The organism is Streptomyces sp. ICBB 8177 (assembly GCF_003144095.1).
GTDB lineage: Bacteria > Actinomycetota > Actinomycetes > Streptomycetales > Streptomycetaceae > Streptantibioticus_D.
In genome coordinates, this window is sequence record NZ_NSKH01000024.1 from 267,589 (window position 1) to 290,905 (window position 23,317).

Genomic DNA, 23,317 nt, shown 5'->3' on the forward strand with positions numbered 1-23,317 from the left:
CGATGAGCACCACCACACCGACCGGTGTGCGCCGGCACGTCCCCGCGCACGCCGCGCGCCCCGGGCAGCCCGCCCACGGGTCCCAGGGCCACCACGCACCGGGACCCGGCGGGCAGCAGCCCGCGATGTCGCACCGGCAGATCATGGAGGCGCTGTCCGGGCTGATGCTCGGGCTGTTCGTGGCGATCCTGTCGTCCACGATCGTCTCCACCGCGCTGCCCACGATCCTCTCGGACATCGGCGGCGGCCAGGAGGCGTACACCTGGATCATCACCTCGGCGCTGCTCGCGGTCACCGCGACCACCCCGCTGTGGGGCAAGATGTCGGACCTGGTGAGCAAGAAGCTCCTGGTCCAGCTCGCCCTGGTGCTCTACATCGTCGCCTCGGTCATCGCCGGTCTGTCGCAGAACACCGCCACCCTCATCACCGCCCGCGTGCTCCAGGGCATCGGCGCCGGCGGCCTGTCGGCGCTGTCGCAGGTCATCATGGCCGCGATGATCGCCCCGCGCGAACGCGGCCGCTACAGCGGCTACCTGGGCGCGACCTTCGCGGTGGCCACGGTCGGCGGCCCGCTGGTCGGCGGCGTCATCACCGACACCAGCTGGCTCGGGTGGCGCTGGTGCTTCCTGGTGGTCGTGCCGTTCGCGCTGATCGCGCTGGTGGTGCTCCAGAAGACCATCCACCTGCCGGTCACCAAGCGGAAGGTGAAGATCGACTGGGCGGGCGCGTTCCTCGTGACCGCCGCCGTGTGCCTGCTGATGGTGTGGGTGACGCTCGCCGGGGACAAGTACGACTGGATGTCCTGGCAGACCTGCGTGATGGTGCCCGGCTCGGTCGTGCTCGGGCTGCTCTTCCTGCTGGTGGAGTCGAAGGCCGCGGAACCCATCATCCCGATGCGGCTGTTCCGCAACGCCACCATCTCGCTGACCTCGCTGGCCAGTGTCTTCGTCGGCGTCGCGATGTTCGCCGGGACCTACTTCCTGTCCCAGTACTTCCAGCTGGGCCGCGACAAGTCCGCGTCGATGTCCGGCGTGATGACCATCCCGATGGTCGCCGGCCTGTTCGTCGCCTCCACCTTCTCCGGCCAGATCATCACCCGCACCGGGCGCTGGAAGGCGTTCCTGGTCGCCGGTGGCGTGATCCTCACCGGCGGCGCGGCGACGCTCGGGCTGATGCGGTACGACACCCCGTACTGGCAGGTCGCGGTCTACACCGCGCTGCTGGGCGTCGGCATCGGCCTGCTGATGCAGAACCTCGTGCTCGCCGTGCAGAACCAGGTGGCGCCCAAGGACCTGGGCTCGGCCAGCTCCCTGGTGACGTTCTTCCGTACCCTCGGCGGCGCGATCGGCGTCGCCGCCCTGGGCGCGGCGCTGTCCAACCGCATCACGCACTACATGCGCGACGGCTTCGCGGCACTGGGCATCCCCATGCCGTCCACCGGTGGCGGCGAGGCGAACCTGCCCGATCTCAAGACGCTGCCCGCGCCGGTCCGTACGATCACCGAGAGCTCCTACGGGCACGGCATCGCGGATGTCTTCCTGTACGCGGCGCCGTTCGCCTTCGTCGCGTTCCTGCTGGTCCTCTTCATCAAGGAGGTGCCGCTTCGGACGGCCAACGGACTCCAGCAGCACACCGGAACCCCGGCCCAGCCGGCCACCGCGTACAACCCGGCGGACCCCACCCCGCCGGCGCAGGAGGTTTGCATGAACGGCAGCACCATCAACGGCTCGGTCCGCGGCCCCGAAGGCGTGGGCGTCGGATCGGCGCACCTGACGCTGATCTCGCTCCAGGGACGGCAGTTGGGCCGCGCGCAGGCGGCGCCGGACGGCTCCTACTCACTCCAGGTGCCGGAGCCCGGCACGTACGTGCTGATCGCGGCGGCTGACGGGCACCGTCCTCAGGCCTCGACCGTGGTGGCCGGTGACGGCCCGCTGGGCTTCGACATCACGCTGTCCGGCAGCAGCGGCCTGGCCGGCGCGGTGCGCGCCGCGGTGGACGGGCAGCCGGTGGAGGGCGCGATGGTGGTCGTCACCGACGTGCGCGGCGAGGTGCTGGCGACCGGCAAGACCGGCGCGACGGGCGACTTCGGCTTCGACGAACTGCCCGCGGGCAGCTTCACGGTGGCGGTCAACGCCTCCGGGTACCGCCCGGTCGCCCAGCAGGTCGAGGTGGGCGCCCAGGGCGTCACCCGGATCGAGGTCCAACTGGCCTCCGGCTCCCGCCTCCAGGGGACGGTCCGCGCCGGTGCGGACCGGGTGCCGCTGCCGGACGCGCGGGTCACGCTGGTGGACGCGAACGGCGACGTGGTCGCCACCGCCACCACCGGTGAGGACGGCCGTTACGCCTTCACCGACCTGGACGCCGGGGAGTACACCCTGATCGCGTCGGGTTACCCGCCGGCGGCGTCGCCGCTGCGGGTGGACGGCCGGGGCGCGGACGGTGTCGACCTCGCGCTCGGCCACCCGGAGGAGTGACTCCCGGGCGGTCAGGCCTCGTTCACAGCCCCCGCAGGGCTTTGGCACGGGGCCGCCGGGATCTCGTGACAGGGCCGCGGGGCCTTGTCGGCGCAGGCACAGACACAGACACAGGGCCTTGTCCGCAGGGGCACAAGGACCACAGCGCGCAGGGCCGCAAGGCCTTGCCAGAGCGACTGGACCGCGCGTACAGCGGAGAAGCGCGGGCCAGTTATCGGGGGAGACGCGGGTTCCGGCGGTGGCCGGAGCAGGGGACGGCCGAGGCCGCCGCCCGGAACCCGTGACCGACGAACGTATGGGGAGCGGTGGATGACCAGTGAAGGCGGCCTGCGGGCCCGAGTGAGGACCAAGGACGGCTGGGCGGTGCGGCACGCGGTGCTGACCGTCACCGACATGACGGGCAGTCAGGTACTGCGGGCGACCGCGGACGACGACGGCGCGGTGCGCGGGGACGCGTTGCCGCCCGGCGCGTACACCGTGATCGTCACGGCGGTCGGCTACCAGCCCGCGGCGTCCACCGCGATCGTCGGCGCCTCCGGGCGGGCGGACCTGGGCAACCTGGTGCTGGCCAGGTCCGGCGGCGTGGAGCTGCCGCCGCCGGGGCCATGGACGATCGACCCGGCGCACTCCTCGGTGGGCGCGGTCGCCCAGCACCTGGGGATCTCCAGCGTGCGCGGGCACTTCACCGGCTTCAGCGGCCGGATCGAGATCGCGGAGCGCGCCGAGGAGTCGACGGTGACCGCCGCGATCGAGACGGCCAGCATCGACACCGGCAACAAGATGCGCGACGACCACCTGCGCTCGCCCGACTTCCTGGACGTCGACGCGTTCCCGCAGATCGTCTACCGCAGCACCGGGCCGGTCACCCCGGCGGGCCCCGACCGCTGGACGGTGCACGGCGAGCTGACGATGCGCTCGCACACCCGCCCGGTCGACCTTGACCTGACGTACCTGGGCACCGGACCCGACCCGTGGGGCGGGGTGCGGGCGGCGTTCCGCGCCACGGCGGAGCTACGGCGCGAGGACTTCGCGATGACGTACAACCAGGTGCTCCAGGCGGGCATCGCGGCGATCGGCACGACGCTGCGGGTCGAGCTGGACATCCAGGCCGTCCAGGGTGACGCGCTGCCGATGGCGTGAACGGGGGGCGCGCGGGCGCGCGTTGACCGAGGGGGGCGGCGCGCGCTCGGACTGGACGACGGCGGCGACGCTCGCGCGTTGAACAACGGAGGCGGCGCGCCGGGCTGGACGGCCGCGGGCGCGCGCCGCCCTCGTCCCTGGTGGCACGGCTCGTAAGGTGGCAGGCATGTCTCCCAACATCGCCACCAACACCCGTGTCACCCGCGAGGGTTTGCTGGAGTTCCTCGCCGAGCGGCACCGCGCGATCGTGCTCACCACCCGTGCGGACGGCCGCCCGCAGGGCTCGCCCGTCACCTGCGGCGTCGACGGCTCCGGCCGCCTGGTCGTCTCCACCTACCCCGACCGCGCCAAGGCCAACAACGCCCGGCGCGACCCGCGGGTGACGGTGATCGTGCTGTCCGACGAGTGGAACGGCCCGTGGGTGCAGATCGACGGGCGGGCCGAGGTGATCGACCCGCCCGAGTCGGTCGAGCCGCTGGTCGACTACTACCGGTCGATCGCGGGCGAGCACCCGGACTGGGACGAGTACCGGGCGGCCATGGTGCGGCAGGGCAAGTCGCTGCTGCGGATCACCCCGGAGCGCTGGGGCCCGGTCGCCACCGGCGGCTTCCCGGCCCGCCTCGCGGACTCCTGACGGACCTCAGTCGTCGGCGGACTCGCGCAGCGCGTCGATGCCCGCGATGAGCACGTCCAGCGCGAAGGCGAAGTCCCGCTCGCGCAGTTCGTCGCGGCGCCCGGTGGTACGGCGGGCGATCATGCCGGTCAGGCCGCCGAGTTCGGGCTTGTCACGGGTGGCGTCGAAGACCTCGCGCAGCAGCGCGTCCTCGTCCGTCCCGGCGGCCCGGCAGCGTTCGGCCCACCGGCCCTCGACGGTGCCGAAGCCGTACGCGAACTGGTGGACGGCGGCCAGCGCGCCGGGCACCCGGTCCTCCGGCAGCCCGGCGCGCCGGATCACCCGGTACGCGGCCGTGGCGAACGCGGTCGCCTTGGGCCCGGCGTTGAGGTACTCGCCCGAGAGCCGGGGCGCCCAGGGGTGGGCGACGAGCATGGTGCGGTAGCCGGTGGCGAGGCGCCGCAACTGCTCGCGCCAGTCGGACGGTTCGCCGGCCTCGTCGGGCACGGGGATCTCGCCGTTGATCTCGTCGAGGGCGATCTCCAGCAGGTCGTCCTTGTTGTCGACGTACCAGTAGACGGACATCGGGGTCACGCCGAGTTCGGCGGCGAGGCGCCGCATCGAGAACCTCGCCAGCCCTTCGGCGTCCAGCAGCCGGATGGAGGCGCGTACGACGCGGTCCAGGTCGAGCCCGGCGCCGTTGCCGGAACCGGCCTCCGGCTCCCGGCGGCGCCTGGCCCCCGCGCGATCGCTCAGCCAGTAGCTGGCCTGCGGCTTGGCTGCGCGGGGGCCGGTCGGCATGGCGGTGTCTCCTCGGGGGCGGGCGGTCGAGGCGGGCGGTGCGGCGGTCACCGGGCTGCTGTTCACGCCGGCAGTACGGATCGCGCCCACGCCTCCGCTCAACGGTGGCGTTCCGCTCCCGAGCTTAAGTCCGCGACCCGGTCACGAGGATCGCGGCGCCGTCAGGTCGTACAGCGTGGTGCCGCCTGCCGTCTTCGCGGTGAAGTGGGCCTCGACCCAGGCGCTGATCTCGGACGCCGTGCTGGTGGTGACGCCCATCGCCGCGCCGAATCCGCCGCCGCCCGCCGACGCGCCTCCCTTCGCGGTGGTCCCGGCCGCCTCGGTGCCGGGCGGTTCCGTGCCGCTTCCGATGAAGTAGTGGATTGCGCGCTCGCTCACCAGCTTCTCGAACTCGGCCAGCGTGGGGGCCGGGTCGGAGCCGTTGAAGCCGCCGATCGCCATCACCGGGTCCTGGGTGGCCAGTTGGTAGCTCGCCTGGTTCTGCGAGCCGATCGCCGCCGCGACCCAGGTGTAGGACGTGGCGTCCTTCGACAGCGCCGCCTTCGTCGCGGCACTGACCTTCGTGCCGTCGAGCAGGCCGCCCATGCCCCCGCCGCCCATGCCGCCCGTCTTCCCGCCTGCGCCCGGGAGTTGACCGCGCCCGGCCTGAGCGCCGCCTCCGCCGGGGAAGCCGCCCGCGAACCCGCCGCCTCCCGGCATGCCACCCCACGCCGCCGTACCCGCACCGCCCCCGCCGGGGAAGCCGCCCGCGTGACCTCCGCCCCGCGCGCCCCCGCCCGGGAAGCCCATGCCACCCGGTCCGCCCGCCTGCGCGGGGCCCGCCGACGGCAGGGAGCCGGTGTGGCCGCTGGTCACCGTGTCCACCGCGTATGCCGCCGGTCCCGCCAGCGTGGCCACCAGCCCACCCGTCACCGCCGTGACCGTCAGCACCCGCATCGCGATCCGGCCGGTGAACGCCAGCCCCAGCGCCGCCGCGAACCCCAGCAGCAGCACCGCCCAGCGCAGCCACGGCAGCCAGTCAGGGGTGCGGCCCAGCAGTGCGAAGGCCCACCACGCGCTCACCGCGACCGCCAGCGCCAGCGTCCCTGCCGCCCACGGCGAACGGCGCCGCCGCCACAGCGCGACCGCGCCCATGCCGACGACCGCGCCGATGTAGGGGGCGAGCGCGATGTTGTAGTACGGGTGGAAGATGCCGGCCATGTAACTGAAGACCGCGGCCGTGGTGAGCAGCGCGCCGCCCCACAGCAGGAACGCCTGCCGTTCGGTGTCGGTGCGCTTGGCCCGCCAGGTCAGCACGACGCCCGCGACGAGCAGGATGAGGGCCGCGGGCAGCAGCCACGAGATCTGGCCGCCCATGTCGGTGCCGAACAGCCGGGTGATGCCGGTCGAGCCCCACATGCCGCTCCCGTTGCCGCCGCCGGGCCCCGCGCCGCCTCCGCCCCCTCCGCCGACGCTGCCGGTCTCGTCGCCGTCGATGCGCCCGAACCCGTTGTAGCCGAAGGTGAGTTCCAGGAAGCTGTCGTGCTGCGAGCCACCGACGTACGGCCGGTCGGCGGCGGGCGTCAGCTGGACGATCGCCACCCACCAGCCCCCGGTGACCACCATCACCGCCGTCGCGAGCGCCAGTTGCCACGTCCGGCGCCTCAGGCGCACCGGCGCGAGCACCGCGTACACCAGCGCCAGCGCGGGCAGCACCAGGAACGCCTGAAGCGTCTTGACCAGGAACGCGAATCCCACGAACCCCCCCGCCCACAACAGCCACTTGGTGCGGCCGGCCTCCAGGGCACGCTGCGTCGCGTAGATGGCGCACACCATGAGCAGCGCCAGCAGCGCGTCCGGGTTGTTGAAGCGGAACATCAGCGTCGCGACCGGGGTGAGCGCCAGCACCCCGCCCGCGATCAGTCCTGCGGCGGGCCCGAAACGCCGTCGCACCGCCGCGTACAGCACAGCGACGGTCGCCACGCCCATCAGCGCCTGCGGGACCAGGATCGCCCAGGAGTTCAGCCCGAACAGCCGCACCGACAGCTCCATCGGCCACAGCGAGGCCGGGGGCTTGTCGACGGTGATGAAGTTCGCGGCGTCGGAGGAGCCGAAGAAGAACGCCTTCCAGCTCTTGCTGCCCGCCTGGACGGCCGCCGAGTAGAAGGAGTTGGCCCAGCCGGAGGAGGAGAGGTTGACCAGGTACAGCAGCGCGGTCGCCGCCAGCAGCCCGAGGAACGCGGGCCGCTCCCACCGGGGCCGGGCGACCGCGTCGGCGGCCTCGGCGCGCGCGGGGGTGGCGAAGGGGTGAGTGAGGGCGGTCACCGGACGCCCCCCAGGGCCGGGGCCGTCGCTTCCTCGTCACCGCGGTCGGGGAAGACCCACACCCGCAGCAGCAGGAAACGCACCACCGTCGCGGCGAGGTTGGCGGCGACGAGGACGGCCAGTTCGGCGCCGTGCGTGGCGTGCCCGTCGGCGGCGCGCAGCGCGGCCAGCGAGCCCGAGGTCATCAGCAGGCTGACGCCGAACACCACCAGGCCCTGCGCCTGCTGGCGCATCGCCCGCCGCCTGCCGCGCACCCCGAAGGTGAAGCGGCGGTTGGCCGCGGTGTTCGCGAGGGTGCACAGCAACAGGGCGAACCCGTTGGCGAGTTGGGCTCCCGTGCCGAGCCGGAAGAGCCAGAAGAGCGCCAGGTTGGCGGCCGTGGAGAGCGCGCCGATGACCGCGAAGCCCGCCAACTGCCGTACCAGGCCCGGCGCCAGGCCCTCGACGCGGTCGCGCGGATCGTCGCCGAACGGCCTGCGCAGCCGCTCCAGCGGCAGCGCCCCGCTCGCCAGCGCCCGGCCGACCCGCCACACGCCCTTGAGGTCCTCGGTGGCGGTGCGCACGATGTCGACGCTGGAGTGGGGGTCGTCCACCCAGTCGACGGGCACCTCGTGGATGCGCAGCGACGCGCGTTCGGCCAGCACCAGCATCTCGGTGTCGAAGAACCAGCCGGTGTCCTCGACCAGCGGCAGCAGCCGCCGCGCCACGTCCGAGCGGATCGCCTTGAACCCGCACTGCGCGTCGGAGAAGCGGGCCGACAGGCTGCCGCGCAGGATCAGGTTGTAGGCCCGCGAGATCAGCTCCCGCTTGGGCCCGCGCACCACCCGCGAACCGCCCGCCAGCCGCGACCCGATGGCCAGGTCGGAGTGGCCGGAGATCAGCGGGGCGACCAGCGGCAGCAGCGCGTTGAGGTCGGTGGACAGGTCCACGTCCATGTACGCCAGCACCGGCGCGTCGGACGCCGACCACACCTCGCGCAGCGCCCGCCCGCGTCCCTTGCGTTCCAGCCGTACGGCGGTCACCTGCGGGAACTCGCGCTCCAGCGCCAGCGCCACCAGCGGTGTGCGGTCGGTGCTCGCGTTGTCCGCGACGGTGATCCGGAAGTCGTACGGGAACGTCGAGTCGAGGTAGGCGTGCAGGCGGCGCACGCAGGGTTCGAGGTCGGTCTCCTCGTTGTACACGGGGATCACGACATCCAGCACGGTGGTGCGCCGGGGGTCGCCGACGGGCACGGCGTCACGGGCCGGCAGCCCGCCGCTCGCGGCCGGGTCCCCGTAGGGCGCAAGGGTCAAGGTCCTCATGCCGACCGACGCTCCCCGGCCGCGCTGTCACGAGGGTGTGGTGAGCCTGGGGATGGCCTGTGAGTCGCGGGGGCCCGCCGCGTCCGCCGCGGGCAGCGTCACGCGGAAGACCGTGCTGCCCGGTTCGCTGGTGACCTCGATGGTGCCGGAGTGCGCCTGGACCACGGCGCGCGCGATCGCCAGGCCCAGCCCGCTGCCGCCGCCCGCCGAACGGGAGCGGGAGGCGTCGCCGCGCGCGAAGCGTTCGAAGACCTCGCGCAGCAGGCCGGGCGGGATGCCGGGGCCGGTGTCCTCGACCTCGATCCGCACGCCGTCCGGCCGCGTCGCGACCCGCGCGGTCACCGTCGTGCCGGGCGGGGTGTGGGTGCGGGCGTTGGCCAGCAGGTTGGCCAGCACCTGGTGCAGCCGGGCGGCGTCGCCGCGTACGACCACCGGGTCGTCGGGCAGGTCGAGCCGCCAGCGGTGATCCGGGCCTGCGGCGCGCGCGTCGCTGACCGCGTCCACCACGAGCGGCGAGACGTCCAGCGGCTCCCGGCTGAGCGGGCGGCCCGCGTCGAGCCGGGCGAGCAGCAGCAGGTCCTCCACCAGCGCGGTCATCCGGGCCGCCTCGGACTCGATACGGCCGAGCGCGTGCCGGGTGGACGGGCCGATCTCCTCGGTGCCGCGCCGGGTCAGCTCCGCGTAGCCGCGGATCGAGGCGAGCGGGGTGCGCAGTTCGTGGCTGGCGTCGGCGACGAACTGCCGCACCCGCGTCTCGCTCGCCTGCCGCGCCGCGAGCGCGGAACCGACGTGGCCCAGCAGCCTGTTGAGCGCCCCGCCGACCTGGCCGACCTCGGTGCGCGGATCGGTGTCGGCGTCGGGGACGCGTTCCAGCGGGGCCACCTCGCCCCGGTCCAGGCGCAGTTCGGAGACCCGGGCCGCGGTGGCGGCCACCCGGCGCAGCGGGCGCAGGGCGTAGCGGATCATCACCACCCCGGCGAGCCCGGCGGCGGCCAGCCCGGCGGCGGTCACCAGCACGATGACGACGACCAGGCGGTCCACGACGCCCTCGACGTCCGCCGCGGGCTGCCCGACCGCGAGCGCCGTGCCGTCCTGGCTGACCACGTAGGCGACGCGGTACGTGCCCAGGCCCGGGATGTCCAGGGTGTGCGGGTGCCCGTCCTCCTTCAGACCGTCGAACGCGGCTAGTTGGGCGGACGTCAGCGGCCGGCCGCCGATCGCGTGGGTCCGCGCGGAGGTGCGGCGGCTCACCTCGCCCTGGACCGCGTGCCCCCGGTCGTCCAGCACCGCGCCGACGGTGCCGGTGGTCTGGCCGCCGCCCACCACGAAGTCCAGCGGGTCACCGGGCGGCTGCGCGCCGGGCGGCATGCCCCGCGGCGGCGTGTGCTGGGCACGCGCCGCCACGTCCTGCACCGTGCCGTCCAGCCGGTCGTACAGGTACTGCCGCAGCGAGACCGTGGTGACGACGCCGACCACCGCGCAGACCACGGCGATCAGCGCGACGGAGGACGCCAGCAGACGGGCCCGCAGCGACCAGCGGCGCCGGCGCAACGCGGGCCCGGGCCAACGGCGCCCGCGCCACACGAGAACGGACCAGCGGCGCCCGCGCGACGCGGGCACGGATCAGCCGACTTCCGCGGGCTTGATCAGGTAGCCGGCGCCGCGACGGGTGTGGATCATGGGTGCGCGGCCCGCGTCGATCTTGCGCCGCAGGTAGGAGATGTACAGCTCGACCACGTTGGCCTGGCCGCCGAAGTCGTAGGACCACACGCGGTCGAGGATCTGCGCCTTGCTGAGCACCCGGCGCGGGTTGCGCATCAGGTACCGCAGGAGTTCGAACTCGGTGGCCGTCAGGTGGATCGACTTGCCGTCGCGGCTCACCTCGTGGCTGTCCTCGTCCAGCGTGAGGTCGCCGACGACCAGCAGCGACTCGGTGCGCACCGCGGCCGCCCCGGACCTGCGCAGCAGTCCGCGCAGCCGGGCCACGACCTCCTCCAGGGAGAACGGCTTGGTGACGTAGTCGTCACCGCCCGCGGTCAGCCCGGCTATGCGGTCCTCCACCGCGTCCTTGGCGGTCAGGAAGAGCACCGGCACGTCCGACAGGTCGCGGCGCAGCTGGGAGAGCACCTCCAGGCCGTCCACGTCCGGAAGCATGATGTCGAGCACCACGGCGTCCGGCTTGAAGTCGCGTGCGGCCCGCATGGCGGCGGCGCCGTCGGACTCGGTGCGCACCTCCCAGCCCTCGTACTTCAGGGCCATGGAGAGCAGGTCGGCCAGGGCCGTCTCGTCGTCGACGACCAGGACGCGGACGGGGGAGCCGTCGGGCCGGAGCAACTCGGTGCGTCCGCCCGGCGCGGGGGTGGGAATCGCAGGCATGACGAACACCATCGGGTGTCCCGATAAGAGCATTCTTTCGCCAGTCTGTGAGTTGTCTGAGAAGTCTGTGCAGGAATAACGGTTCGGGGGACCCGGTTGCCCGAAACGGACATCGAGCAGCGGAACGAGGAACGGGGAGACTCATGGGAATCGGCCGGTACGGGATCTGGAGCCCGGCGCTGCGCACCGACGGCGGCACGCCGGACACCGAGGTCGCCGAGGTCACGGAGGCGGTCCGTGACCTGGAGCGGCTCGGCTACGACGCGGTGTGGGTGGGCGGCAGCAGCTCGGTCGGGGACGCCGCCGCGCTGGTCGAGGCGACCTCGGCCCTGACGGTCGCGACCGGCATCCTCAGCATCTGGCAGCACGACGCGCGCTCGGTCGCCGCGGCGCACACGGAGCTGACCGCGAAGCACCCGGGGCGCTTCCTGCTCGGCCTGGGCGTCAGCCACGCGCCGCTGGCCGGCGACGCCTACCGCAAGCCGTACTCCGCGATGGTGCGCTACCTCGACGAGCTGGACGCCGCCGGGGTGCCCGAAGGCGAGCGGGTGCTGGCCGCGCTGGGCCCGAAGATGCTCAAGCTGGCGAGCGACCGCGCCGCCGGGGCGCACCCGTACCTGGTCACCCCCGAGCACACCGCGAAGGCGCGGGCCGCGCTCGGCCCCGACGCGCTGCTGGCACCGGAGGTGAAGGTCGTCCTGGACGCCGATCCGGTACGCGCCCGGGCCGCCGCCCGCGCCCACCTCGCGCGCTACCTCGCGCTGCCGAACTACACCGCCAACCTGGAGCGGCTGGGCTTCACCGCGCGGGACTTCGAGGACGGCGGCAGCGACGCCCTGGTCGACGCGCTGTTCGCCTGGGGCGGGCCGCAGGCGGTACGCGAGCGGACCGACGCGTTCTTCTCGGCGGGCGCCGGCCACCTCGCGCTCCAGGTGGTCCCGCCCGCCGACGCCGACCCCGCCGCCCTGCCGCGCGAGGGCTGGCGTGAGCTGGCGGACGTGCTGGGGCTGCGGGGGGCCGCGTAACGGGCACGGAAACGCCAGAGGCCCGGCGCTGGGAAAGCGCCGGGCCTCTGGTCTTCGTAGCGGGGACAGGATTTGAACCTGCGACCTCTGGGTTATGAGCCCAGCGAGCTACCGAGCTGCTCCACCCCGCGTCGGTGAACACCATCCTACGGCATCCCGGCGACCACTCCGCACCGGGTTTTCCGCGGGCCCCGGAGGGCGCTCACGGAGCGCGACGGGCGCGTGGGCGGCGCGCGGCGGCGCGCGCGGTCCCGCGTACCGCTCCGGCGCACGTGAACAGATCAACGGGATATGCCCGTCGGCCTACCGGCGGGCGCGATGCCCTGTCATCATTCACCCTCAGGAGGCAGACGTGACCTGTCCGATGTGCGGCTCGGCGGATGGCAGGCAGCTGAACAATGGAAACTGGCAGTGCAACGAATGCTCAGCGGTCACAGCAGGCCAGGGCCGCATGGGAGAGCCTGGATCCTGAGACCCGTGAGCGCGTCGCGTTCCTGTCGCCCGAGGAGTTCACCGTCTCGGACGGTGAGGAGTCCGCGCGGCAGTGGCAGCGGTTCGTGGACGTCCTGGACCGCGCGGAGCGCCACGAGGCGCTGTGAGGCGCCGTGTTGAGGTCGAGGGTCGCCCAACTCCCGGCACAGCGCCCCGTACCCGCCCGCACCTCATGACGACCTGATCACGGCTGTTGTGCCGGCCTGGCACGTTGACCACCAACGCGTCGGTGCCGTGCGCGCGTTCCTGCGACATCAACGGCTACACGTCCTGCGTGAGCCTCACCGACCCGCCGAAGTCCGCGACGAGCGGCGCGGCCCACGCCGTCTCGACCACCACGATCCAGGCCCTCGAGCACAGCAGCGACCCGGTCAACCAGCCCTGTACGCGGGGTGGTTGGAGGACCTCGCACGTGCCCGGCGGCGGCTCCGGCGTGGGCAAAGGGAAGAGGAAACGGGTTTATCGACAGATCGTCACGCTTGCGAGGTAAATGGGCCGGGGAAGGTGGTTTCGCCGGACGGCGTGGGCAAGTCTGATCCCGCGACGCCGCGAAACCAGCGGGGACGGCAGGCCAACCGCCCCGCGTACACCCTGACTTCCAGTTCCTGGGAGGAACGCACATGACCAGCATCCGAACCGCCCGAGTCCTCGCCGCCGTGGCAGCGCTGCCCCTCGCGGCGGCACTGTTCACCGGCACGGCAGTGGCGGACAACGGATCCTTCGCCGACCACGGTTCGATCGCGAGCGTGAACAGCACCCAGCAGGTCGCGACGGGCGCCGGCGCCACCAACCAGAGCAACACCGCCAGCGTGAACGGCTCCGGCTTCACCCACATCGACCAGAACAACGTGAAGGTCGACTTCACCCACCTGTGGTGACGGCACCGGTGGGCGGGGCCGGGGAACCCCGCCCACCGAGGGGGACCGCGCGCTGATCGGGCGCGCACCGCACGAAAGGGGAGGGACCGCCGGGGAGGGGATGTCGGCGGTGATGCCGGGGCGACGGGGAACGGGGACACCCGGCGATCCGGCAGAGGGGAAAACGGGGGGTCGGGCAGCGGGGGCTGCCCACCGGGCGGCGGCATCCACGCGGGTGCCGCCGCCCGGCTTTTTGTCCACAACCTGTGGACAACGTGGGACGGGAGGCGCGGGGCGGGCCCCGGCGCCCACGAGCGGATCAAGGTCTACCAGGGCCGGACCCTCGGCACGGGCACGGGCAGACCGAACAGAGCAAAACGCCACAAACCCATGTAAGCCGGAACGATCGTATGACTGGCCACCGCACCCGAATGGGCGGAGCAGACGGCTGAAACCGGCGTGTTGGCTGGCGTGCCTCCGTCGAATGCGGCGTACCGGACCTTTCACTCGCCGCATGCGCGATAACAACCGGATGATCCGACTGGCGCTCGCCGTACTGGCGGGAGTCGCCTGCCTGATCGCGGGCGTCGTCCCGGCCGCGAACGCCGTCCCGGCACACGGAACCGCCCCGGACCTCGGCACCGACACCAACGCCGCGCCGGACTCCGGTGCGCCGGTGGCCGCCTGGACCGGCTTCGGCCCCGCGCCGTGGCTGTCCGGCGACACGGCCACCGCGGCCGTGGCGAGCGGGGCCCGCTGGTTCGGCGGCACCGCGGCCCGCACCGCCTCCTACGACAGCCCCCACGGCCCCGGCGCCTTCTCCGGCGGCCGGTTCCACGGCCCGGGCCACGCCGGCCCCCGGCACTGGGGCGGCTTCCACGGCTACGGCGGAGGCGGCGGCTACGGATACGGCGGATACCGCGGCGGCGGCACCACCGCCGACGCCACCACCGCCTCCGCCGCCGGCTCGGCGCACGGCACCGCGCCGAACGCCGCACCGCCCATCACCCTCGACCCCCGCGAGTTCGGCGCCGAGGTCTACACCGGCCGCGGCTTCGACACCTGCACCGCGCCCGACCTCGACACCATGCGCGCCTGGCGCTCCTCCTCCCCCTACGGCGCCGTCGGCGTCTACATCGGCGGCAACGCCCGCTCCTGCGCCCAGCCCCGGCTGACCCGCTCGTGGGTCAAGGCGGTCAGCGCGATGGGCTGGAAGCTCATCCCGATCTACGTCGGCTCGCAGTCCCCCTGCGTGACCGCGGCCCGCAAGCGCCAGTACGCGATCGATCCGGCCGACGCCAGGATCGAGGGCACCCGGCAGGCCGAGGACGCGGTGCGCGCCGCCACCGCGCTGGGCATGGCCGCCGAGAGCCCGGTCTACCTGGACGTCGAGGCGTACGACACCGACTCCGCGTCGTGCACCGACCCGGTGCTGGACTTCAGCGCCGCGTGGAGCGACACCCTGCGCGACCGCGGCTACCTGTCCGGCTTCTACAGCAGCGCCGACTCCGGCATCTCGCAGATCGAGGCCTCGCGGGCCGCCGGCTCCCAGGACGTCCCCGACGTGATGTGGTTCGCCCACTGGGACATCGCGCCCACCCTCTACGGGGAGCCCGCCCTCCCCTCCGGGTACTGGCGCCCGCACCGCAGGATCCACCAGTACACCGGCAACACCTCGCAGACGTACGACGGGTACACCCTCAACGTCGACCAGGACCTGGTCGACGCGCCCGTCGCGATCGTGCCCTGAGGGCGGGCCGCCGGGGGCAGGTCCCCTGGCCCGACCCTGAGCCGGGTCCACCTGCGGGAGGTGGGTGGACCCCGGCTCGTACGACTTGAGGGTGACCCCGCTTCGGGACCTGCGGCCGATCCCGGGGCGGGTGGGGCGCTCATAGCGTGGTGCACATGACCACGCCTGTGTGCCCCAGCGCTCAGCAGCAGCAGTTCACCGCCTATGTCCGGGCGAGGGGACCGGTGCTGCTGCGGACCGCCCGTTCACTGACCGCCAACCCCTGCGACGCCGAGGACCTGCTGCAGACGGCGCTGGCCAAGACCTATCTGGCGTGGGACCGGATCGCCGACCGCGGCGCGCTCGACGGCTACGTGCGGCGCACCCTGGTCAACACCCGCACCTCGCAGTGGCGCAAGCGCCGGGTGGACGAGTTCGCCTGCGAGGAACTGCCGGAGCCGGACGTCGCCCCCGCCCCCGACCCCGCCGAGCAGCAGGCGCAGCGCGACGCCCTGTGGAACGCGATCCGCAGACTGCCCGCCCGGCAGCGCGCGATGGTCGTCCTGCGGTACTACGAGGACATGACCGAGGTGCAGACCGCCGAGCTGATGGGCGTCTCGGTGGGCACCGTCAAGAGCGCGGTCTCCCGCGCCCTGGTCAAGCTGCGCACCGACCCGCACCTGGGCGACGACCTGACCTCCGCCGAGGCCGGCCCGATCGCCGCCTGAGCCGCCGGGCGGGACCACCGCCGAAGCCGCCCGGCGCCACCGCCGCGACCGCCCGCGGGCGGGCGCGCCGCCGGCCGCGCGCGCTAGTGACAGACCGGGCGGTATGCCAGCACAATCACGGGGTTACCCTCGCGTAAGGCCAGCGACTTTGGAGGCCCCCGGTGCTGAGCACGATGCAGGACGTACCGCTGCTGATCTCACGGATCCTGGCCCACGGCGCCACCGTGCACGGCCGCTCCACGGTCACCACCTGGACCGGCGAGGGAGAACCGCGCCGCCGCACCTTCGCCGAGGTCGGCGCGAGGACGGCCCAGCTCGCGCACGCGCTGCGCGAGGAACTCGGCGTCGCCGAGGGCGAGCCGGTCGGCACCCTGATGTGGAACAACGCCGAGCACCTGGAGGCGTACTTCGCCATCCCCTGCATGGGCGCGGTGCTGCACACCCTCAACCTGCGGCTGCCCGCCGACCAGCTGACCTGGATCGTCAACCACGCCGAGGACCGGGTGATCCTGGTCAACGGCACCCTGCTGCCGCTGCTCGCCCCGCTGCTGACGGCGCTGCGCACCGTCGAGCACGTCGTGGTCGTCGGCCCCGGCGACACCTCCGTGCTGGACGGCTGCCGCCCGGCCGTGCACGACTACGAGACGCTGCTCGCCGGCCGCCCCACCGCGTACGACTGGCCCGAGCTGGACGAGCGGCAGGCCGCCGCGATGTGCTACACCTCCGGCACCACCGGCGACCCCAAGGGCGTGGTCTTCAGCCACCGCTCGGTCTACCTGCACTCGATGCAGGTCAACATGGCCGAGTCGTTCGGGCTGACCGACCGCGAGACGTCGCTGCCGATCGTGCCGATGTTCCACGTCAACGCCTGGGGCATCCCGCACGCCGCGCTGATGAGCGGCGTCAGCCTGCTGATGACCGACCGCTTCCTCCAGCCCGCCGCGATCGCCGAGATGATCGAGGCCGAACGCCCCACCCACGCCGCCGCCGTCCCCACCATCTGGCAGGGCCTGCTCGCCGAACTCGCCCGGAGCAAGCGGGACGTCTCGTGCCTGCGCAGCGTCGTCATCGGCGGCTCGGCCTGCCCGCCCGCGCTGATGCGGGCCTTCGAGGAGGAGCACGGCGTGACGGTCGTGCAGGCCTGGGGCATGACGGAGATGTCGCCGCTCGGCACGGTCGCGCACCCCCCGGCTGGCGCGACGGACGAGGAGGCGTGGACGTACCGCGTCACGCAGGGCCGCTTCCCGGCCTCCGTCGAGGCCCGGCTCGTCGGACCGGCCGGGGAGGTCATGCCGTGGGACGGCGAGGCCACCGGTGAGCTGGAGGTGCGCGGGCCGTGGATCGCGGCGGCGTACTTCGGCGGCCAGGGCGCGCAGCCGCTGCGGCCCGAGGACAAGTTCGACGGCGGCTGGCTGCGCACCGGCGACGTCGGCTCGATCACCCCGGACGGCTACCTGACGCTGACCGACCGCGCCAAGGACGTCATCAAGTCGGGCGGCGAGTGGATCTCGTCGGTGGACCTGGAGAACCACCTCATGGCCCACCCGGCGGTGGCGGAGGCGGCGGTGGTCGCCGTCCCCGACGACAAGTGGGGCGAACGGCCGCTGGCCACCGTGGTCCTCAAGCCCGGCGCGAGCGCCGACTACGCCGAGCTGCGCGCGTTCCTCGCCGAACGCGTCGCCCGCTGGCAGGTCCCCGAGCGCTGGGCGGTCGTCGAGTCGGTGCCGAAGACGTCGGTGGGCAAGTTCGACAAGAAGGTGCTGCGCAGGCGGTACGCGCAGGGCGACCTGGACGTGACGCGGCTGTAGACGCGAGAGCCTGCCGCTGCCCCCGGCCGGCCGTGCGACCGGCCGGGCACCCGCCCGAACCTACGCCTCCGCGCCGATCTTGCTCAGCAGGTCGACGATGCGGCCCTGGACCTCGGGGCTGGTGGAGCGTTCCGCGAGGAACAGCACCGTCTCCCCCGAGCTGAGCCTCGGCAGCTCCGCCGCGTCGATGTCGACCGACGTGTAGACCACCAGCGGCGTACGCGTCAGCAGGCCGTTGGCGCGCAGCCAGTCCACGATGCCGACCCTGCGGCGCCTGATCAGCATCAGGTCCATCACCACCAGGTTCGGCCTCGACCGCGCGGCCAGCGCCGCCGCGGCCTCCTCGTCGGCGGCGTGCGCGACCTGCATCCCCCGCCGCTCCAGCGTCGCGGTGAACGCCGCCGCGATGTCCTGGTGGCTCTCGACCAGCAGGACGCGCGGCGGGTGCTGATCGCTGTCGCGCGGCGCCAGAGCCTTCAGCAGCACCGCGGGGTCGGCGCCGTACGCCGCCTCGCGGGTGGCCTGGCCGAGCCCCGCGGTCACCAGGACCGGCACCTCGGCGGCCACCGCCGCCGCCCGCAGCGACTGCAACGCGGTACGGGTGATCGGCCCGGTCAGCGGGTCGACGAAGAGCGCCGCCGGATACTCCGCGACCTGCGCGTCGACCTCCTCGCGCGACCGCACCGTCACCGGGCGGTACCCGCGGTCGGTGAGCGCCTGCCGGGTCGAGACGTCAGGCTCCGGCCAGACCAGCAGGCGCCGCGGCACGCTCGGCGCCTCGCCGGCGTCCTGCGCCGCGTCCTGGGGCGCCGGGCGGGCGGCGGTCGCCGGGGACGCGGTCACCTCGACCGCGCCGCCGGGACCGTCCAGCATCTCCGGGCCCTCGGCGCCCTCGGCCGGTGCTCCTATGGCGAACGCCTGCCCCTCGCCCTGGCTGTCGCTCGCCTGGAACGCGGGATTGCCGAGGGCCTGCGCGCCCTGAGCGGGCAGCGGCTGCGCCTGGCCCGCCGGGTCCTCCTGGGGCGGGGCCGTCCTGACGCCCTGGGAGGCGGTGTCCCCCGGGTGCTGACGGGCACCGGTCTCGTGCTGCTGGGGGTTGGCCAGCTTGCGGCGCCGGCCGGAACCCGTGGCGGGCTGCTGCGGCTGGGACTGCGGGGTGGCCGGGACCGGCGCGGGGGCGGGACCGGGCTGCGCGAACGGCGTGCCCTGACCCAGCGTTCGCACGCTGATGGCGTGGGCGTCGCCGTCGTGCGCGTCGTGCCCCGCGGGCTCGGGGCCGCCGTGCCCGCCGGGCCCACCCCGCTCGTCCCGCTCCCCGCGCTCGGCATGCTCGGCGTGTTCGACGTGCTCGACGGCGGGCGGCATGGCGCCGGGCACCTGCGGGGCGGTGGGCTGCTGCCCTGGGGGCGCGGCCGGGGCTTGCGCCTGGGTCGCCGTCGCGGCGGTGCGGCGGGCTCGGCGGCCGGTCGGTTCCGGCGCGGCGGCGGTCGGCTGCGCGGGCGCGACGGGCGCGGGCGGCAACGCGGCCTGCTCGCGCGGAAGCTGCGGCCGGCCCTGCGGCTGCGGCGTCGGTGCTTGCGGTTGCTGCTGTGCGGGCACGGCGCGACGGGCCCGCCGCCCCTGGGGAGCGGGCTGTCCGCCCGCGACGGGCTGCGGACCGGCCTGCTGATGCGGCAGTACGGGCTGCTGCTCGGGCAGGCCCGGCTGCCGCGGGCTCCCCGCCACCGCATCCGCCGCCGTCGCCACGGCCTGGCCCTCCGGCTGCCCGGCGGGCGGCAGCGCGTGCGCGGCGGGACGGGCGACCAGTTCGGGCTGCTGACCGTCCGTCAGCGCACGCCGTGCCCGGCGGCCGGTGGGCTGCTCACCCGTGCCGTCGGGCGCCGTCTCGCGTCCCGGCTCCGGCTCGGCCCTGCGCAGGGCACGGCGCCGGCCCGTCGGCTGCTCGCGCGTCTCACCCCCGGGCAGCGCCGGAACGGAACCGGGCGCCTGAACGGTGGCCTCGCCCGAGCCGTTCGCACCGGGGATCCGGGCCCCCGCGCCGTCGCTCTCGTCGGCGGGGCGGCGCGGACGCGGCGTGCGGCCGGCGTTCTCGTGCGCGGTGCGCGCCCCCGCCCCGGTCCGCTCGGGCTGCGGCTGCGGCCGTCCGGCCGGGAGCGCCGCACCGGCGTTGCCCTGCGTGCCCCGGGCCGGCTCGGAGGGCATCGGCATGACGGTGGTCTCGTTGTCGGAGTCGCGCCGCGGCCCCTGGCCCCCGGAGGTGTCGTCCGGGGAGGCGGAGGCGGAACCGGAGCGCGCGCCGGTCGCCTTGCGGCCGCCCGCCCCCGCGGACGCCTCAGGGTCCCCGGCCGGCACCTCCAGCACGTACGCGCTGCCGCCGCCCTGCCCCGGCACCTCGTGGGTCTGGAGCAGGCCGCCGTGCCGCTCCACGATGCCGCGGGTGATGGGCAGGTGGACCGCGCTGCCGCCGGACGCCGGGCCGCGCACCTCGATCCGTACGACGTCGCCGCGCTGGGCCGCGGCGACCACGATCGTGGAGTCGCCGCTGACGACCGCCGTGCGGCCCGAGGCGTCCACGCCCGCGACGTCGGCGATCAGATGGGAGATGGCCTGCGCGAGGCGGACCGGGTCGACCACGGCCTCGACCGGCGGCGCGTGCACGGCGTACTGCGCCCGCCCCGGGCCGATCAGCTCGATGGCGCCCTCGACACCGGCGGCCACCACCTCGTCCAGGCCCACCAGTTCGCGTTCCAGCTTCTCGGCGCCGGTGTCCAGGCGCTGGAAGCCCAGCACGTTGTCGATGAGCGAGGTCATCCGCGCGTAACCGGCGGACAGGTGGTGCAGGATCTGGTTGGCCTCGGGCCACAGCTGCCCGGCCGGGTCGTTGGCCAGCCCGCTCAGCTCGGTGCGCAACTCCTCCAGCGGCCCGCGCAGCGAGGAGTCGAGCATCTCGCGCAGCTGGGCGTGGCGGGCGGCGAGCGCGTTGACCCGGGTGCGGTCGGTGAACGACATCACCGCGCCGACCAGTTGCTCCCCCTCGCGCACGGGCGCGGTCACCAGGTCCACCGGGACCGCCCGGCCGTCCTTGGTCCACAGCACCTGCCCGCGCACCCGGTGCTTGCGCCCGGAACGCAGGGTGTCGGCGAGCGGGGTCTCCTCGTACGGCAGCGGGGAGCCGTCGGGCCGCGAGTGGTGGATCAGCGGGTGCAGCTCCTGACCGCCGAGGTCGCTGGCGCGGAAGCCCAGGATCTGCGCGGCGGACGGGTTGACCAGCACGACCTTGCCGTCGGTGTCCACGCCGACCACGCCCTCGCTGGCGGCGCGCAGGATCATCTCCGTCTGCCGCTGCTGGCGGGCGAGTTCGGCCTCGGTGTCCAGCGTGCCCGTCAGGTCCCGTACGACCAGCATGAGCAGTTCGTCCCCGGTGTACGGGGCGTGGTGGCTGTCGGCGTACGGGGTCCTGGCGTCCTCCAGGTTGGCGCTGGTGACCTCGACCGGGAACTCGGTGCCGTCGGTGCGCCGGGCGACCATCCGGGTCGGCTTGGTGCGCAGCCCTTCCTCGGGGTCCGGGCGGCGCATCGAGCCCGGGATGCGCTTGGAGTCGAACGCGGGCAGCAGGTCGAGCAGTCCGCGCCCGACGAGCGCGGTGCCGGGCGCCTCGAAGGTCTCCAGCGCTATCGCGTTGGCGTTGACGACCGTGCCGTTGGCGTTGACCAGGAGCAGCGCGTCCGGGAGGGCGTCGAGTATTGCCGCGAGGCGAGCAGCGCCTCGGGATGGCCTGCTGCTCACGAGACGCGTCCTCCCTGATACCGCACGTGCTTTGGGACTGTTGCCGGCGGCGCGCGGGTCAGCCGTCGCGTCCGGCTACCGCCGCCGGCCCATCTTGCCGTTCCCCCCGTGGCATGTCACTACAGTGCCATGTCCCTACAGGAGTGTACGGGGCGGACTCCCGGGCCCGGTGGCGGATGACGGAGTGCCGGGGAGAGGTTCTGTGACGACGCGCCGGTCACCGTACGGGTGTGCGGACGGTGACCGGCGCGGCGGCGGTGCCGCGCGCACGGCCGACCGGCGTCGTGCCGAACGGCGTGTCCGGCAGTACGGGGACCATGCGCTGCCAGCGGCTGGTCTGGCAGCCGTCGACCCGGTCGTACGTCTGGTCGACCGGGATGCCGCGCCAGACCCCGGTGATGTGCGCGGTCTGCGGGCCGCCGTAGAGCATCGAGCACATCTGCCCGCGCGGCGTGGGCCCGACCAGGCCGCCGAGCGCGTCGAGCCTGCGGCAGGCGTCGGTGGCCCTGCGATGGGAGCCGCCGGTGGGGTGGCAGCGCAGGGTGTAGTGGCTGACGCCGCCGTTGCCGTCGTCGTACGCGACGGTCAGGACGTCCTTGTGCGACTGCGGCGGCGCGCTCGCCCCGAACGCGGTGGCGGGCGCGGACGCGGACGCGACGACGGCGAGCGAGAACCCGGCGGCGAGGGCGAGCGCGAGGCGGGGGCGGGGGCGGGTCTTCACGGGGACCTCCGGTGGGGCGCGGGCGGTGGGGCTGGGGCGTGAGGGGGTGGTCACCCCCTCACTACCGCCCGCCGCCGCACAACGCACGGCAGGTAACCCGTTCGTGGGCGTGTCGGGAGCCGGAGGGCGAGGGTCGCGGGGGGAGGGGGCCGGAGTGGTCGGCCGGGGGGCTGCCGGGGCGGCGGGGCGGGGGGCGGCGGGGCGCCGTAACGCGTCCAATGCCTTTGCCGGAGAGGTCGGCGGCCTTGTACGGTGGTCAGCGATTGGTAACAGCCCGGTCGGCTGTGTCATCATCTGCACACGCCCCGCACGCGCGGGCGTGCTGGAGGCTTCGCCTAGTCTGGTCTATGGCGCCGCACTGCTAATGCGGTTTGGGTTAACCGCCCATCCCGGGTTCAAATCCCGGAGCCTCCGCAGCGAGAAGAGCCCCCGTCCAGGTGGACGGGGGCTCTCGCGTTCCCCGGCCCCAGTGACCCGCACCACTCCCCCGCGCCCCGACGCCGCCACGCCCCGGCCCACCGCCCCGCCCATCCACCATTTCCGCAGGTCAGAAGGGTCGACCCCAATGGATTTCGCCTCACGGCGACGTTCATGTAATGTTGTTCCCGCAACGCCGACCGGCAAGAAAAACCGCCGAGAAGCCAAGCACTCGTAGCTCAACGGATAGAGCATCTGACTACGGATCAGAAGGTTGCAGGTTCGAATCCTGCCGAGTGCACAGCAGATCAAAGCCCCCTCCGGGATCACCGGGAGGGGGCTTTGTCGTGCCGTACAGCAGCGAAGTACAGCAACAGGGTCGGAGACGGGGTCAGCCGGTCCCGCCCATCGCCTCGGACAGCTTGCCGAGCGCGTCCCGCACCTGGGCGTCACTCGCCTCCGCGTAGACCTCCATCGTCATGGCGATCTGCGAGTGCCGCAGGATGCGCTGCGCCACCTTCGGGTGGACCTTGAGCGCGACCAGGAGCGAGCTGCACGTGTGCCGGGTGTTCCGCAGCGGGATCACCCACAGTCCGGCCCGCCGGGCCCGCAGCGAGAACATCCGGCTCAGGTTGCCCGGCTCTATCGGCGTCCCGTACTTCGTCGTGAAGACCAGGCCGCGGGTGTCCTGCCACAGATCTCCGGCCGCCGTACGGTCGCCGGGGCGGTCCGCGTGACGATGGAC

The 23,317-nt window shown here is 73.9% G+C and carries 16 protein-coding genes, 3 tRNA genes and 1 pseudogene; 11 read left to right on the forward strand and 9 right to left on the reverse strand.

The window, feature by feature from the left end; translation table 11 throughout:
- Positions 1 to 2: 2 nt before the first annotated feature.
- The 3 genes from CK485_RS27505 to CK485_RS27515 all read left to right on the forward strand — a co-directional run bounded on the left by CK485_RS27505 (position 3) and on the right by CK485_RS27515 (position 4,248).
- Entirely contained in the window at positions 3 to 2,474 is a 2,472-nt protein-coding gene (locus tag CK485_RS27505) for an MFS transporter (protein WP_109454627.1), read from the forward strand.
- Between the two features lie 309 nt (positions 2,475 to 2,783).
- Entirely contained in the window at positions 2,784 to 3,614 is an 831-nt protein-coding gene (locus CK485_RS27510) for a YceI family protein (RefSeq protein ID WP_109454628.1), read from the forward strand.
- A gap of 166 nt (positions 3,615 to 3,780) precedes the next feature.
- Complete coding sequence (locus CK485_RS27515; protein WP_109454629.1) at positions 3,781 to 4,248, forward strand: PPOX class F420-dependent oxidoreductase; 468 nt, start codon at positions 3,781 to 3,783, stop codon at positions 4,246 to 4,248.
- A 6-nt stretch (positions 4,249 to 4,254) separates the two neighbouring features.
- Here CK485_RS27515 and CK485_RS27520 read toward each other — a convergent pair whose 3' ends face one another.
- The 5 genes from CK485_RS27520 to CK485_RS27540 all read right to left on the reverse strand — a co-directional run bounded on the left by CK485_RS27520 (position 4,255) and on the right by CK485_RS27540 (position 11,009).
- Positions 4,255 to 5,028 carry a TetR/AcrR family transcriptional regulator gene (locus CK485_RS27520; RefSeq protein WP_109454630.1) on the reverse strand — a complete coding sequence of 258 codons (774 nt, stop codon included), beginning with the start codon at positions 5,026 to 5,028 and terminating at the stop codon, positions 4,255 to 4,257.
- Positions 5,029 to 5,169: 141 nt separating this feature from the next.
- Entirely contained in the window at positions 5,170 to 7,332 is a 2,163-nt protein-coding gene (locus tag CK485_RS27525) for a glycosyltransferase family 39 protein (protein ID WP_109454631.1), read from the reverse strand.
- Positions 7,329 to 8,633 carry a bifunctional glycosyltransferase family 2/GtrA family protein gene (locus CK485_RS27530; protein WP_109454632.1) on the reverse strand — a complete coding sequence of 435 codons (1,305 nt, stop codon included), beginning with the start codon at positions 8,631 to 8,633 and terminating at the stop codon, positions 7,329 to 7,331. The genes CK485_RS27525 and CK485_RS27530 overlap by 4 nt, the downstream gene beginning before the upstream one ends.
- Before the next feature lie 27 nt (positions 8,634 to 8,660).
- Positions 8,661 to 10,184 (reverse strand): HAMP domain-containing sensor histidine kinase, encoded by a 1,524-nt coding sequence (locus tag CK485_RS27535; RefSeq protein ID WP_109454795.1) that lies wholly within the window; start codon positions 10,182 to 10,184, stop codon positions 8,661 to 8,663.
- 72 nt (positions 10,185 to 10,256) lie between these two features.
- A complete protein-coding gene (locus CK485_RS27540; RefSeq protein WP_275124698.1) occupies positions 10,257 to 11,009 on the reverse strand; it encodes a response regulator transcription factor in 753 nt (250 codons plus the stop codon).
- Positions 11,010 to 11,152: 143 nt separating this feature from the next.
- Here CK485_RS27540 and CK485_RS27545 point away from each other — a divergent pair, with 143 nt between their 5' ends.
- The gene (locus CK485_RS27545) at positions 11,153 to 12,034 is read left to right on the forward strand and encodes a TIGR03620 family F420-dependent LLM class oxidoreductase (RefSeq protein ID WP_109454634.1); all 882 of its coding nucleotides are present in this window, start codon (positions 11,153 to 11,155) and stop codon (positions 12,032 to 12,034) included.
- A 57-nt stretch (positions 12,035 to 12,091) separates the two neighbouring features.
- Here the strand turns inward: CK485_RS27545 and CK485_RS27550 are convergent.
- Positions 12,092 to 12,165 (reverse strand) — tRNA-Met (locus CK485_RS27550).
- 267 nt (positions 12,166 to 12,432) lie between these two features.
- Here CK485_RS27550 and CK485_RS27555 point away from each other — a divergent pair.
- From CK485_RS27555 to CK485_RS27575, 5 genes are all read left to right on the forward strand, one after another.
- Complete coding sequence (locus CK485_RS27555) at positions 12,433 to 12,633, forward strand: hypothetical protein (RefSeq protein ID WP_109454635.1); 201 nt, start codon at positions 12,433 to 12,435, stop codon at positions 12,631 to 12,633.
- 513 nt (positions 12,634 to 13,146) lie between these two features.
- Positions 13,147 to 13,404: a hypothetical protein gene (locus tag CK485_RS27560; protein WP_109454636.1), complete on the forward strand. Its 258-nt coding sequence runs from the start codon at positions 13,147 to 13,149 to the stop codon at positions 13,402 to 13,404.
- 493 nt (positions 13,405 to 13,897) lie between these two features.
- Positions 13,898 to 15,133, forward strand: coding sequence for a DUF1906 domain-containing protein (locus CK485_RS29925; RefSeq protein WP_241968643.1), 1,236 nt, complete (start codon positions 13,898 to 13,900; stop codon positions 15,131 to 15,133).
- Between the two features lie 155 nt (positions 15,134 to 15,288).
- Positions 15,289 to 15,840: a SigE family RNA polymerase sigma factor gene (locus tag CK485_RS27570; RefSeq protein ID WP_109454637.1), complete on the forward strand. Its 552-nt coding sequence runs from the start codon at positions 15,289 to 15,291 to the stop codon at positions 15,838 to 15,840.
- Between the two features lie 161 nt (positions 15,841 to 16,001).
- Complete coding sequence (locus tag CK485_RS27575) at positions 16,002 to 17,648, forward strand: long-chain fatty acid--CoA ligase (RefSeq protein WP_109454638.1); 1,647 nt, start codon at positions 16,002 to 16,004, stop codon at positions 17,646 to 17,648.
- Positions 17,649 to 17,708: 60 nt separating this feature from the next.
- On the opposite strand, the gene CK485_RS27580 is transcribed toward CK485_RS27575, so the two are convergent.
- The gene (locus CK485_RS27580) at positions 17,709 to 21,434 is read right to left on the reverse strand and encodes a PAS domain-containing protein (protein WP_109454639.1); all 3,726 of its coding nucleotides are present in this window, start codon (positions 21,432 to 21,434) and stop codon (positions 17,709 to 17,711) included.
- Between the two features lie 217 nt (positions 21,435 to 21,651).
- A complete protein-coding gene (locus tag CK485_RS27585) occupies positions 21,652 to 22,155 on the reverse strand; it encodes an SSI family serine proteinase inhibitor (protein WP_158288257.1) in 504 nt (167 codons plus the stop codon).
- A 324-nt stretch (positions 22,156 to 22,479) separates the two neighbouring features.
- Here CK485_RS27585 and CK485_RS27590 point away from each other — a divergent pair.
- Positions 22,480 to 22,569: transfer RNA gene (locus tag CK485_RS27590), tRNA-Ser, on the forward strand.
- Between the two features lie 231 nt (positions 22,570 to 22,800).
- A tRNA-Arg gene (locus CK485_RS27595) sits at positions 22,801 to 22,873 on the forward strand.
- 90 nt (positions 22,874 to 22,963) lie between these two features.
- Here CK485_RS27595 and CK485_RS27600 read toward each other — a convergent pair.
- Positions 22,964 to 23,293 (reverse strand): annotated as a pseudogene (locus tag CK485_RS27600) (tyrosine-type recombinase/integrase); the annotation flags it as partial.
- Positions 23,294 to 23,317: the final 24 nt, after the last annotated feature.